Genomic DNA, 12,588 nt, shown 5'->3' with positions numbered 1-12,588 from the left:
GCAACTCGGGAAGAAAGGTCTCGGACACCTCCCCAGAATACCCGAACAAATCGAACGCGTGTTCGTAATTTTAAGCGACAATGAAACCGAGTCGACAACACTGAAGAGTGATGTCGCCGCGCATGGATCCCACGCAATGAAAGCGCGGCGCAATTAGTCGACTAAATGCGACCCGGGGTACCGAAGCCGGCCCATGCGGTCCGGTAACCTGGTTGTCGGACTCGGCCGTTGGTGCTGCTCGTAGAAGTGGCGCTCGTGTGTTTCAAGGCGCCATCGCGCATGAAGCCCACGCAATGAAAGCGTGGCGCAATTAGTCGACTAAATGCGCCCGTCGCCGGCAGACTCAAGCAACAGTCTTCGCGTATCGCCGACAAGGCACCGAAACCAGTCCATCCGGACCGGAAACCCGATTATCGAACTCTCCCTCATCGACCCATCCGCACCGCTCGTAAAATCGCCGCGCCCGCGCATTCCCCGGCGCCACGGCGAGCCAAGCGCGCGAATGCCCGCCCGCGCTCACCAGTCGTTCGGCCTCCGCGAGCAGTGCCCCGGCCACTCCGCTCCCGCGATGGTCCGACGAAACGTAGACCTGCTCGACCTCGTCGCCGACGACCATCACGAAACCCGCCACTTCGCCGCTCATCAAAGCGACGGTCGTGTCGCCGACGCGTTCCGCGGCCCGTTCCCAGAACGACTCGCGGGTGCGGATCCGGACAAGCTCGTCGGGCACATTGCCGAGGTGGCCGTCCTGCCAGCCGTGGTACCAGATTTCCGCGACGGCGTCGGCGTCCGCGGGGGTCGCCCGTCGGAGTGTCAAAGGCATGACTCGAAGTCTAGGAAACCAGTGCGCCGATCCGCCGTTCCACTTCGTCCGCGCTCGCGTTCCCGGCGACCAGCGTCACGACCCGTTCTCCGTCGTCGGCGAGCAGGGTCGGGTATCCGGTGACGCCCAGTTCCCGCGCCCGCCGGAAGTCGCCCGCCGCGGAAACCCGGTCCAGCGCGGCCTCGACGGCGTCCCCGTCCAGGCCTGCCCGCCGCGCGACCACGCGATAGGTCGAGACCTCGGACAGGCTTAGCCCGTCGAGGTAGAAAGCCTCCTGCAGCAGGGCCGCGAGCCGCACCGCGCGGTCCGGCCCGACCTCGCGCAACGCCGCCATCCCGCAGGCGGCGGCCTCGGAGTCCATGACGAACTCGCCGTCCGCGATGAGCCGTTCGTAGTTTTCCCCGAAGGGTGCGCCGGTCCGGCGGGTGATCTCGGCGTTGGCTCCCTGGACGTAGCCGAACTGCCGGATCGGCACCCGGCGCCCGCCGAGGAACAGGCCACCGGACACGACTTCGACCGGCAGGTCCGGATGCCGGTGCGCGACGTCGGCCATGGTGCGGGCGAACCCGTACGACCAGCCGCAGTACGCGTCGAAGACATAGATGAGCTTCATGCCGAGACCCAACGATGTCTGACTGGTCAGATATTCCTACCGGAGTTTGGGGAGTGCGTCACGTGCCGAGTGGCTCAGTGTCCGCAGGTCCTGCGTGAACCGTTCGCGGTGGTCCGCGGGCAGCGGGTCGAGGAAGAGCCGCTGGATGTTCTCGACATGCACCCGCGCTGCCCGCACCGTCGTCTCTTCGCCTTGGGCGGTCAGCCGCACGAGCTGCACACGGCGGTCTTCGGGGTCATTGGTCCGGACGACCAGGCCGAGCGTCGTCATCCGGTCGACCAGCCTGGTCGCGCCGCCGGTGGTCAGCACCTGCTCCTGCGCGATCGCGCGCATGCTCATCCCGGCTTCACCGGACCTGCCGACGATCAGCAGGACCTCGAACATCAGGTGCGAGATCCCGCATTCGGCCTCCAGTGCGCGGCCGAGCAGGTATTCGAGCCGGTTCGCCGCGCCCATCATCCGGCCGAAGGCGACCACGCGAGGGTCGTAAGCGGCTTCTTTCGCCGTGGTGATGCCCATTTCAGCTCCCTGCCGACAAGGCCAAATAGACGTCGAGCTGCTCGGTGAACTCGGTCAGATCGGCGCCGAGCAGTTCGCTCGCGCGCCCGATCCGGTACCGCAACGTGTTGACGTGGACGTGCAGCGCCCGTGCGGCCCGCGTCGGCGAACCGGAGCATTCGAGGAAGACGCGCAGGGTGTGCACCAGATCGGTGCCCTGTTCGGCGTCGTAGCTCAGCAACGGGCCCAGGACCCTTCGCCGCAACGCCGCCCGCAGGTCGTCGGGTGTGCCCGCCAGCAGCAGCCGATGCATGCCGATCTCGCCGCCCGGGACGATCTCGATCGTGCCGGGTCGTTCCGCCGCCACGGCCAGCGCGTAGCGCGCGACCTCTTTCGCGCCACGCAGCACGGAGACCGGGGAACGGTCGCTGATCCCGATCAGCATCCGGCGGCACGGCAGCAGCGACTCCACTCCTGCCAGTGTGGTGGTCACCGTGGCGGGCCAGTCCTCCGGCCATTCGCCATCGTCCTCGGCCAGCGCCCAGGTCGTTTCCCCGGCGGGGCCGACGAGGGCACCCGGTGGCAGCAGTTCCGTCAGGATGCCGCGGGCCGCTTCGGATCCTTCGGTGCGCGCGACGACGACGCGCAGATCGCCGCGCAGCCCGGTCGCGGTCAGCGCCGCGTGCGGATCACTTCCCTCGTCGAGTGCGGCGAGCAACGGTTCGAGCACCCTGTCGGTGACCGCGCGGACCTCGTCCGCCCGCGTGCGCGCGAGCCCGATCAGTCCGGCGAGTTCCTCGGCGATCTCCGCCTGGGCGGCGGTCAGCGCGCCGCCGATCGCGAGCAGCCACGGCAGCGCGTGCCTGCCGCCGACGGGCCGTACGGAGACATCATCCGCTTCCAGGGAACGGCCGCCCGCGGCGACGAACCGCCGCACCAGATCCGACGGCGTGCCGGCGGGCACGATCCAGCAGGGAAGGCCGATCTCGGCGCGCGCTCGCTCCAGCAGCGTCTCCACCGAAGCGTCTTCCGTCGCCGCTGAAAGCAAACGTTTGCGAGCGCCGTCCGCGGCCGCGGCCAACGCCAGTACGACACGTTCGGTGACGACCGAGAACGACAGGTCCGCAGGCACCTCGAGCAACGGGATCCCATGTCGCGTACAGGCGTCGACGAGGTCTTCGGGAATCCCATCGGAGTCGGCTCCGGACGCCGCCAGCGCCGCCGCCCCGGCCTTCGCCAGCGCGGCGACGAACGCCTCGGAATCGCCCGGCCCGCGCCACCACAGCAACCCGCTCAGGACGAGTTCGCCCGCCGACACGTACCGCCCGGGATCGGGCAGTTCCGTGACGTAGATCCGGGACACCGAACGGTCGAGCAGAGCCGTCCCGGCGCGCACGCGCAAGCGCAGTCCCGGCAGCGCCAGCAGAGTTTTCACGGTCGTCATCAGGTTTGTAGGAAAGCACAAAACGACCGGTGCGTGCAGGGGAGATTTCATGCTTCGGCACCGTTGCCGCCATACGGGCGCAGGGCGTCTACTGAGTCAGCCGTCACACACCTCCGCCGAACCGAGGAGCCCGAGAGTGGATTTCCTGCGCCCCAGCTCGCTGACCGAGGCGCTCGCCGTCAAGGCCGAGCGACCCGACGCGGTGCCCATCGCGGGTGGTACGGACGTCATGGTGGAGCTCAACTTCGACCACCGCCGCCCCGGCGCGCTGCTCGACCTCAATCGCGTCACCGAACTCGCCGAGTGGACCGAGATCGACGGCAGGATCCGCCTCGGCGCCTCGGTGCCCTACGTCCGGGTGATCGCTGAACTGGGTGAAGTTCTGCCCGCGTTGGCAATGGCTTCACGCACCGTCGGCTCGCCACAGATCCGCAACCGGGGCACCGTCGGCGGCAACCTCGGCGCCGCCTCGCCCGCCGGTGACACGCATCCCGTACTACTCGTGCTCGGCGCCGAGATCGAAGCCGCGTCCATCCGCGGCACCCGGCTGATCCCGGCCGAGGAGTTCTACCTCGGCGTCAAACGGAACGCCCTCGAACCCGACGAGCTGATCACCGCGGTGCACCTGCCCGCCGAGGCCGGGCCGCAGCAGTTCGCCAAGGTCGGGACGCGCAACGCGATGGTCATCGCGGTCTGCTCGTTCGCGCTGGCCCTGCACCTCGACACCCGCGAGATCCGCGCGGCCGTCGGTTCGGCGGCGCCGACCCCGCGCCGCGCGACCGCCGCCGAAGAATTCCTCTCCGGTGAACTTCCCTGGTCCACCAAGGCGTCTCTCACGGATTCCGTCAAACGCCGGTTCGGCGAGCTGGTCTCGGAGGCGTCGTCGCCGATCGACGACGTCCGCGGTAGCGCCGATTACCGCAAGCACGCGCTGTCCGTCCTGGCGCGGCGGACGCTGACCTGGGCTTGGAACGACTTCCAGAACGGAGAACGCGAGTGCGCGTGAACGTGACGATCAACGGCGAGTCCCGCCAGGCCGACGACGTCTGGGAAGGCGAAAGCCTGCTCTACGTGCTCCGCGAGCGGCTCGGGCTCCCGGGCTCCAAGAACGCCTGTGAACAGGGCGAATGCGGTTCCTGCACGGTGTATCTCGACGACCTGCCGGTGTGTTCGTGCCTGGTCGCGGCCGGTCAGGTCGAAGGCCGCGAGGTCCGCACGGTCGAAGGGCTCGCCGAGGGCGACAAGCTGGACCGCGTTCAGCAGTCCTTTGTGGACGCGGGCGCCGTCCAATGTGGCTTCTGCACCCCCGGCCTCGTGGTGGCCGCGCACGATCTGCTCAACCGCGTCGAAAACCCCGCCGACGAGGAGATTCGCGAGGCGCTGGCGGGGAACCTCTGCAGGTGTACCGGGTACGAGAAGATCCTCGACGCAGTCCGGTTGGCCGCGACCAGGGGAGAGACCACGTGAAGACCGTCATCGAGAACGCCGCGATCGCCACCGTCGACGGCGCTGGCACCGAGCACGCCTCGGGGCACGTCGTCATCGAGAACGACCGCATCGCGGCGGTCGGCGAGGGGAAGGCGCCCGACGGCGAGTACGACGAACGTGTCGACGGCTCCGGATGCCTGGTCACGCCCGGTCTGATCAACACCCATCACCACCTCTACCAGTGGGCCACGCGCGGCCTCGCCGCCGACCACACCCTCTTCGAGTGGCTGGTCGCGCTGTACCCGATCTGGGGCAGGCTCGACGCCGGGATCACGCACGCGGCGGCCACGGCCGGGCTCACCCGGCTCGCGACCACCGGCTGCACCACGGTCGCCGACCACCACTACGTCTTCCCGCGTGACGGTGGCGACCAGGTCGAAGCCCTCGCCGCCGCCCGGATCCGCGTCGGCGTGCGGCTGCACGTCGTGCGCGGCTCGATGGACCGGGGCGAGTCCCACGGCGGGCTCCCGCCGGACAACCTCGTCGAGGAGACCGAGGCCGCGCTGCTCGGCACCGAGGCGGCGATCGACCGGTTCCACGACGCCTCCGCGGGGGCCCATTTGCAGATCGCGGCCGGTCCGTGCTCGCCGTTCTCGGTGAGCGAGCGGCTGATGACCGGCGCGGCGGAGTTGGCGCGCCGCAAGGGAGTCCGGCTCCACACGCACCTCGCCGAGACGGCCGACGAAGAGAAGCAGTGCCTCGCCGAAGCCGGCTGCACCCCGGCCGAGTACGCCGACAAACTCGGCTGGCTCGCCGACGACGTCTGGCTCGCGCACTCGATCCACCTCGCCCCGGAAGCGATCCGGCGGATGGGCGCCACCGGCACCGGTGCGGCGCACTGCCCGACGTCCAACGGGCGCATCGGCGCCGGGATCGCCCCCGTCCGGCAACTGCTCGACGCCGGGGTGCCGGTCGGGCTCGGCGTCGACGGCGCCGCGTCCAACGAATCCGGTGGTCTCGGCGAGGAACTGCACCAGTCACTGCTGCAGGCTCGGCAACGCGGGGGGCCGCGTGCGCTGACCACGCGTGAGGCGTTGTGGATGGGCACGATGGGCGGCGCCCGCTGCCTGGGCCGTCAGAAAGACCTGGGCTCGATCGAAGTGGGCAAGCTCGCCGACCTGGCGGTCTGGAACCTCAACGGCCTGAACTACGCCGGGATCAGCGACCCGGTCGCCGCCTTGGTGCTCGGCACGACCCCGCCGGTCGAGCGTCTGTTCATCGGCGGCGCGACCGTGGTGAGCGGCGGAACGCTGCGCGAGGAATCCGAAGACGAGATCGCCCGTGAGCTGGCCGTGGCCAGTGCCCGGCTGAGGGAGACGGTATGACCTCCACTGAGACCTCCAAGCAGACCACCACCGAGAACGGGGTCGGCGCGAGCCCCCGGCGGCCCGACGGCACGGTCAAGGTCCGCGGCGAATTCGCCTACTCCTCGGACCTGTGGCACGAGGACATGCTGTGGGGCGCGACGCTGCGCAGCCCGCACCCGTACGCACGGATCACCGGAATCGACATCACCGAAGCCCTTGCGGTGCAAGGGGTGTACGCGGTGCTGACGCACGAAGACGTGCCCGGCGTGAACAAGTACGGCCTGGAGCACGCGGATCAGCCGGTGCTCGCCGTCGACGTCGTGCGCTACCAGGGCGAGCCCGTCGCGCTCGTCGCCGCGGACCATCCCGAGACCGCGCGCCGCGCGATGAAACGGATCAAGGTCTCCTACGAGGTCCTCGAGCCGGTGACGGATTCCGAAAAGGCCGCCGCCGGCGAGGGCGCCGAGCTGCACCCCGGCGGAAACGTGGTGCGGCACGCCAAGATCCGTCATGGCGACCAGTCGCTGAAGGCCGACGTCGTGGTGTCCGGCGTCTACGAAGTCGGCATGCAGGACCAGGCCTTCCTCGGGCCGGAGTCGGGCATGGCTATCCCCGACACCGAAGGCGGTGTCGACCTTTACGTCGCGACGCAGTGGCTTCACGTCGACCAGCAGCAGATCGTCGCCGCGCTCGGCCTGCCCAAGGAGAAGGTCCGGCTGACCCTCGGCGGGGTCGGCGGCGCGTTCGGCGGCCGCGAGGACCTCTCGATCCAGGTCCACGCGTGCCTGCTGGCGCTGCACACCGGCAAACCGGTCAAGATGGTCTACAACCGTGAGGAATCCTTTTACGGCCACGTGCACCGCCACCCGGCGAAGATGTACTACGAGCACGGGGCCGACAAGGACGGCCGCCTGGTCTACGTCAAGGCGAAGCTGTACCTGGACGGTGGCGCGTACGCCTCGTCCACCGGTGCGGTCGTGGCGAACGCCGCCACGCTCGGCGTCGGTCCGTACAATGTGGACAGTGCGTCGGTCGACTGCTGGGGCGTGTACACCAACAACCCGCCTTGTGGTGCGATGCGCGGCTTCGGCGCGGTACAGGCGAGCTTCGCCTACGAGTCCCAGATGGACAAGCTCGCCGAAGCGTGCGGCATCGACCCTGTAGACATCCGGATCCGCAACGCGATGGCCGAAGGCAGCGTCATGCCGACAGGCCAGGTCGTCGACTCGGCCGCCCCGGTGGCCGAACTGCTGGAACGCCTGCGCGCCAAGCCGCTACCGGTCACGCACGAAGAACTCGACCTGCGCCGGATGCCCGGCGGAGTCTCCAACACCACGCACGGCGAAGGTGTCGTCCGGGGCGTCGGGTACGCGGTCGGCATCAAGAACATCTGCTTCTCCGAAGGCTTCGACGACTACTCGACGGCTCGCGTGCGGCTGCAACTGGTCGGCGGCGAACCCGCGGCGACAGTGCACACCGCGGCCTGCGAGGTCGGTCAGGGCCTGGTCACGATCATGCAGCAGATCGTGCGGACCGAACTCGGCATCGAGCAGGTGACGATCCTGCCGATGGACACCAACATCGGCAACGGTGGTTCGACGTCGGCCTCCCGGCAGAGTTACGTCACCGGTGGCGCCGTCCAGGCCGCGTGCGTCGCGGTGCGATCCGGGCTGCACAAGCATCTGGCGGGCAAGCTCGCGGTGGACGGGAAGCTGGACGTCGTCGGGAACAAGGTCGTCTCGGCCGACGGCAACGTGCTCGCGGACCTCGCCGACGTCCTCGGCGACGAGGTCTTCGACGAGACCGTGGAATGGCGTCACCGTCCGACGGTGCCCATCGATTCCGAGACCGGGCAAGGGAACGCGCACGTCCAGTACGGTTTCGCGGCGCACCGCGCGGTCGTGGACGTCGACACCGAACTCGGCCTGATCAAGGTCGTGGCGCTCGACTGCGCGCAGGACGTCGGCAAGGCGCTCAACCCGCAGGCGGTGCTCGGCCAGATCCAGGGCGGCTCCGCGCAGGGCCTCGGGCTCGCGGTGATGGAGGAGATCCAGACCGCCGGCGGGAAGATCCGCAACCCGTCGTTCACCGACTACCTGATCCCGACCGTGCTGGACATGCCGCCGATGGACATCGACGTCCTCGAACGGCCCGACCCCAACGCGCCGTATGGTCTGCGCGGGGTCGGCGAGCCGCCGACGATCTCGTCCACCCCGGCGATCGTCGCGGCCATCCGCGCGGCCACCGGTCTCGCGCTGACCCGCGTCCCGGTGCGTCCCGAACACCTCACCGGCACCTGAGAACCCGTACTTTTCGCAAGCTAGGAGCACATCCGTGGGTACCCGTCTGTCCATTTCGGAGTCCGACGAGCAGAAATGGCTCGCCGAAGCCGTCCAGTTGGCCACCGCGAACGTCGGACGCGGTGGCGGCCCGTTCGGCGCGATGATCGTCCGGGACGGTTCGGTGCTGGCCACCGGGACCAACCAGGTGACGCCGACGCTCGACCCGACGGCGCACGCCGAGGTCGTGGCGATCCGCGCGGCCTGCCAGGCGATCGGCGACTACAAACTCGACGGCTGTGTCCTCGTCACGTCCTGCGAGCCCTGCCCGCTCTGTCTTTCCGCCGCGCTGTGGGCGCGTGTCGGCAAGGTCGTCTACGCCGCGGACCGCCACGACGCGGCCGAGGCGGGTTTCGACGACCGCGAGTTCTACGACCTCTTTTCCCGCCCGCGCGAGACCTGGTCGCTACCCGTCGGCCAACTGTCCCTTCCGGACTCTTTCGCGCCTTTCCAGGCTTGGCTGTCGAAACCCGACAAGAAGGCCTACTGAAGTCTCTTCCCGCCCCACAACGTTGTGGAGTAGGCATGACCCAATTAGGTACGGAGCGTCCCCACCTGCCCTCGCCCGAGCCGAGGCGGCTGCCCGGGCTCGACCGCTGGTTCAAGATCTCCCACCGCGGCAGCACGATCGGCCGCGAGGTGCGCGGCGGGATCACCACGTTCGTCGCGATGTGCTACATCGTGTTGCTCAACCCGCTCATCCTCGGCGCGTCGGCCGACATCACCGGTGCCCGGCTGAGCACCGAGGCGATCACCACCGCGACCGCGCTGGCGGCGGGGGTCACCACGATCCTGATGGGACTGGTCGGCAACGCGCCGCTGGCGCTCGCGGCGGGTCTCGGCGTCAACGGTGTCGTCGCCTTCCAGATGGCTCCGGCCATGACGTGGGCGCAGGCCTTCGGGCTCGTCGTCCTCGAAGGCGTCTGCATCGTGTTCATGGCCGTTTCCGGGATCCGGGAGCGGATCATCAACGCGATCCCGATGGCGCTCAAGGTCGCCATCACCGTCGGGATCGGGCTCTACATCGCGCTGGTCGGCCTGGTCAGCGCCGGATTCGTGACCAGGACACCGGATTCCGCCCAGTCGACGGTTCCGGTGCGGATGGGGATCGGCGGTCATCTGGAAGGCTGGCCGATCGCGATCTTCTGCCTCGGGCTGCTGCTGATGATCGTGCTCGTGAGCCGCGGGGTGCCGGGCGCGGTGCTGATCAGCATCGCGGTCGCGACCGGGCTCGCGGTGCTGGTCAACAGCGTGTTCCACGTCGAAGGCTGGGGACTGGTCGAACCCAAGGTGCCCGACCAGGTCGTGGCGCATCCCGACTTCAGCCTGCTGGGGGACATCGATCTCTTCGGCGGATTCGGGTCGGCGGGCGCGGTGACGGCGGCGGTGTTCCTGTTCACGCTGGTGCTTTCCGGGTTCTTCGACGCGATGGGCACGATCACGTCCGTTTCGGAGGAAGCGGGCCTGGTCAAGAACGGCAAGGTCGAAGGGATGGGCCGCATCCTGCTCGTCGACGGCGCGGGCGCGCTCGCGGGCGGTGTCACCGGATCGGCCCCGAACACCGTGTTCCTCGAATCGGCCGCCGGCGTCGGCGAGGGCGCGCGGACCGGGCTGGCGAGCATCGTCACCGGCGGGCTGTTCACCGCCACGCTGTTCCTGACGCCGATCGCGGCCGTCGTCCCGGCACAGGCCGCGGCGCCGGCGCTGGTCGTCATCGGCGGGATGATGATGGCGCAATGCCGCCGGATTCCGTGGCAGGACCTGGATTTCGCGATCCCGGTGTTCCTGACCATCGCGCTGATCCCGTTCACCTACTCGATCACGAACGGGATCGGCGCCGGGCTGGTGGCCTACGTGCTGATCAAGCTCTGCAAGGGCAAGATCCGCGAGATCGGCTGGATCCTCGGGATCCTGGCCGCGGTGTTCGGGGTGTACTTCGGGATCGAAGGGATCATGTCGTGGTTCTGATGTTCCTCAACGGTGGCGGAATGCGCGGCGGACCGCTGCACGAACAGTTGCAGGGCGCGCCGGTGTGCTGTGTGGCCCGATCCGCGCCCAAGTACCACTACTTCTCCGTGGGGGACCGGTTCCCGGCGATGCGCGAAGGCGGTTCCGCCTCCGTCGTGGGCGAGGTGTACGACCTGCCGCTCACGGTGCTGCGGGATCACCTCGTCCCCGCGGAACCGCCGGAACTGGAGCTGGGCGTCATCGAACTGGAGGACGGCGCGGCCTGCCTCGCCACCGTCCTGCGCTCGTCCTTTGTGGACTCACCGGAATTGACGGACATCTCGGCGGTGGGGGACTGGCGGGCGTATCTCGCGTCCCGCTAGTCGCGCCTCGTGAGTGGTAAGGACGGTTCTAACCGTCCTTACCACTCACGAGGTCAGCAGCGTGCGCGCGAAGGCCACGGACGACGCTCCCGCGACCTCGAGCGCTTCGGTGTCACGCAGCGATCGGCTCAGCACGAACGCCCCTTCGAGGCTGTTCACCAACGCGATCGTGAGCCGCCGCGCGGCTTCGGGCTCGAGGCCGTACTTGCCCAGCTTCTCGGCGCCGGTCTCGATCCACGCCGTGAACACGTCGGCCGTCGCGGTCCGCAGCTTTTCGTTGGTGCTGGCGACCTCCAGCGCGACCGTCGCGATGGGGCACGCGTCGGCGTAGTCGGTCGCTTCCAGCGTCTCGGCGGCGTTGGCGAAGCAGGCCTCGATACCGTGGATCAGGTCCGGCTCGTCGGCGAAGAAGATCTCGAACAGCGCGAGGTACATCATCCCCGAGGTACGGATGACCTCCTCGCCGAGCTGTTCCTTGCCACCGGGGAAGAAGTGGTACAGCGAGCCGAAGGGCGCTTTCGCGGCCTCGACGATCTGCTTCACCCCGGTGCCGGTGTACCCGTTGCGCCGGAGCAGCTCGGCGCCGGCGTTCACGATGCGTTCCCGCGTTCCAGTCACGCCCCCATGGTAGAGCGTTCTATCCAACCCGCTGAAACGTGAAAGATGCTCACTTCTATTGTGGGCGGAGGTGGGTACTTGTCAGGATCGGCCGGTAGTCCAACGACGGATCACGAGGTCGCCATGCGCCGTACCGCCCGACTTGTCCTCGCCACACTGGTGGCTGTCGTCTCTCTGGCGAGTTCGGTGACACCGGCGAGTGCCGCCGAGACCCCGGCCTTTCGGAAGTACGTCGCCCTCGGCGACTCCTACACCGCGGGTCCGCTGATCCCGTGGCAGCAGGCGACCTGGTGCTTCCGGTCGAACAACAACTACCCGGCCTGGCTCGCCACCAAGCTCGGGCTCTACTACAAGCCGGGCGCCTTCACCGACGTCAGCTGTTCGTCGGCGGACACCACGAACATGACCGAACCGCAGACGGTGCCCTCGCCGAGCCTGGCGCTGGGCAGCGTCCCGCCGCAGTTCGACGCGCTGACCCTGGACACCGACCTGGTGACGATCGGCATCGGCGGCAACGATTACGGCGTCTTCGGCAGCCTGATCGGTACCTGCCCCGAGGTGCGCGACGACGATCCGACCGGCTCGCCGTGCAGGGAGCACTTCACGATCAACGGGACCGACACGCTGCTCGCCGCGCTCGCCAACACCCAGCGGAATCTCGAACGGGTCGTCAAGGGCGTCCGGGAGCGGTCACCCGCCGCCACCATCGTGCTGGTCGGGTACCCGCGCATCGCTCCCTCGAAGGGGTACTGTCCCGGCGTCCTCCCGTTCGCCGACGGCGACTACGCCTGGGCCGACGAGGTCGAGCGCGCGCTCAACAAGGCCGTGTCGACAGCCGCCCGCAAGCAGGGCGCACGCTACGTCGACACCTACGGGCCGAGTCGCGGTCACGACGCCTGCTCGGGTGACGCGGCCTGGGTGAGCGGCAAGGACACCAATCTCTTCCGGGCGGCCGCCTACCACCCGTACGCGGCCGGGATGAAGGCCGAAGCCGACCTGGTCTTCAAGGCGCTGGGCGGCACCGCCGCCGCGTCCACCGAGGCGCCGGACGCGCGAAACGCGACCACTCCGGACGAACTCCAGCGCAAGGCCGCCGCGGCGGGACTTGTGCCGCGGTCCTAGCCGTGC

13 protein-coding genes are annotated in these 12,588 nt (G+C 68.9%); 8 read left to right on the top strand and 5 right to left on the bottom strand.

Features of this window, described 5'->3' with window-relative positions; all coding sequences use genetic code 11:
- Window positions 1-343: 343 nt before the first annotated feature.
- The 4 genes from H074_RS25425 to H074_RS25410 are packed head-to-tail and all read right to left on the bottom strand — an operon-like array spanning window position 344 to window position 3,378.
- On the bottom strand, window positions 344-823 hold the full coding sequence (locus tag H074_RS25425; RefSeq protein WP_039923358.1) for a GNAT family N-acetyltransferase: 480 nt from the start codon (window positions 821-823) through the stop codon (window positions 344-346).
- Between the two features lie 10 nt (window positions 824-833).
- Window positions 834-1,436 carry a DsbA family protein gene (locus tag H074_RS25420; RefSeq protein ID WP_039923356.1) on the bottom strand — a complete coding sequence of 201 codons (603 nt, stop codon included), beginning with the start codon at window positions 1,434-1,436 and terminating at the stop codon, window positions 834-836.
- A gap of 36 nt (window positions 1,437-1,472) precedes the next feature.
- Entirely contained in the window at window positions 1,473-1,955 is a 483-nt protein-coding gene (locus H074_RS25415; protein WP_007032934.1) for a MarR family winged helix-turn-helix transcriptional regulator, read from the bottom strand.
- Window position 1,956: 1 nt separating this feature from the next.
- The gene (locus H074_RS25410; RefSeq protein ID WP_007032933.1) at window positions 1,957-3,378 is read right to left on the bottom strand and encodes a PucR family transcriptional regulator; all 1,422 of its coding nucleotides are present in this window, start codon (window positions 3,376-3,378) and stop codon (window positions 1,957-1,959) included.
- 136 nt (window positions 3,379-3,514) lie between these two features.
- Between H074_RS25410 and H074_RS25405 the strand changes: the two genes are divergently transcribed.
- The 7 genes from H074_RS25405 to H074_RS25375 are packed head-to-tail and all read left to right on the top strand — an operon-like array spanning window position 3,515 to window position 10,842.
- Complete coding sequence (locus H074_RS25405) at window positions 3,515-4,384, top strand: FAD binding domain-containing protein (protein WP_007032932.1); 870 nt, start codon at window positions 3,515-3,517, stop codon at window positions 4,382-4,384.
- The gene (locus H074_RS25400) at window positions 4,375-4,845 is read left to right on the top strand and encodes a (2Fe-2S)-binding protein (RefSeq protein ID WP_007032931.1); all 471 of its coding nucleotides are present in this window, start codon (window positions 4,375-4,377) and stop codon (window positions 4,843-4,845) included. The genes H074_RS25405 and H074_RS25400 overlap by 10 nt, the downstream gene beginning before the upstream one ends.
- The gene (locus H074_RS25395; RefSeq protein ID WP_007032930.1) at window positions 4,842-6,191 is read left to right on the top strand and encodes an 8-oxoguanine deaminase; all 1,350 of its coding nucleotides are present in this window, start codon (window positions 4,842-4,844) and stop codon (window positions 6,189-6,191) included. Before H074_RS25400 ends, H074_RS25395 begins: the two co-directional genes overlap by 4 nt.
- Entirely contained in the window at window positions 6,188-8,473 is a 2,286-nt protein-coding gene (gene pucD, locus H074_RS25390; RefSeq protein ID WP_007032929.1) for a xanthine dehydrogenase subunit D, read from the top strand. Before H074_RS25395 ends, pucD begins: the two co-directional genes overlap by 4 nt.
- 34 nt (window positions 8,474-8,507) lie before the next feature.
- Complete coding sequence (locus H074_RS25385; protein ID WP_007032928.1) at window positions 8,508-9,002, top strand: nucleoside deaminase; 495 nt, start codon at window positions 8,508-8,510, stop codon at window positions 9,000-9,002.
- Between the two features lie 35 nt (window positions 9,003-9,037).
- Window positions 9,038-10,480 (top strand): NCS2 family permease, encoded by a 1,443-nt coding sequence (locus H074_RS25380; RefSeq protein WP_007032927.1) that lies wholly within the window; start codon window positions 9,038-9,040, stop codon window positions 10,478-10,480.
- A complete protein-coding gene (locus H074_RS25375) occupies window positions 10,471-10,842 on the top strand; it encodes an allophanate hydrolase-related protein (RefSeq protein ID WP_039923355.1) in 372 nt (123 codons plus the stop codon). The genes H074_RS25380 and H074_RS25375 overlap by 10 nt, the downstream gene beginning before the upstream one ends.
- Before the next feature lie 45 nt (window positions 10,843-10,887).
- On the opposite strand, the gene H074_RS25370 is transcribed toward H074_RS25375, so the two are convergent.
- Window positions 10,888-11,460, bottom strand: coding sequence for a TetR/AcrR family transcriptional regulator (locus tag H074_RS25370; RefSeq protein ID WP_007032925.1), 573 nt, complete (start codon window positions 11,458-11,460; stop codon window positions 10,888-10,890).
- Window positions 11,461-11,583: 123 nt separating this feature from the next.
- Between H074_RS25370 and H074_RS25365 the strand changes: the two genes are divergently transcribed.
- The gene (locus tag H074_RS25365) at window positions 11,584-12,582 is read left to right on the top strand and encodes an SGNH/GDSL hydrolase family protein (protein ID WP_007032924.1); all 999 of its coding nucleotides are present in this window, start codon (window positions 11,584-11,586) and stop codon (window positions 12,580-12,582) included.
- The last annotated feature ends 6 nt before the right edge of the window (window positions 12,583-12,588 follow it).

Origin of the sequence: Amycolatopsis decaplanina DSM 44594 (assembly GCF_000342005.1) — a bacterium.
In the GTDB taxonomy this organism is placed as follows: domain Bacteria; phylum Actinomycetota; class Actinomycetes; order Mycobacteriales; family Pseudonocardiaceae; genus Amycolatopsis; species Amycolatopsis decaplanina.
Note: the sequence above shows the minus strand (reverse complement) of the source record. Positions and strands in the feature narration are given on the sequence as shown.

Coding starts and splice junctions, on each gene's coding strand:
- H074_RS25425 (WP_039923358.1), bottom strand. CDS start 823: ATGCCTTTGACACTCCGACGGGCGACCCCCGCGGACGCCGACGCCGTC.
- H074_RS25420 (WP_039923356.1), bottom strand. CDS start 1,436: ATGAAGCTCATCTATGTCTTCGACGCGTACTGCGGCTGGTCGTACGGG.
- H074_RS25415 (WP_007032934.1), bottom strand. CDS start 1,955: ATGGGCATCACCACGGCGAAAGAAGCCGCTTACGACCCTCGCGTGGTC.
- H074_RS25410 (WP_007032933.1), bottom strand. CDS start 3,378: ATGACGACCGTGAAAACTCTGCTGGCGCTGCCGGGACTGCGCTTGCGC.
- pucD (WP_007032929.1), top strand. CDS start 6,188: ATGACCTCCACTGAGACCTCCAAGCAGACCACCACCGAGAACGGGGTC.
- H074_RS25380 (WP_007032927.1), top strand. CDS start 9,038: ATGACCCAATTAGGTACGGAGCGTCCCCACCTGCCCTCGCCCGAGCCG.
- H074_RS25365 (WP_007032924.1), top strand. CDS start 11,584: ATGCGCCGTACCGCCCGACTTGTCCTCGCCACACTGGTGGCTGTCGTC.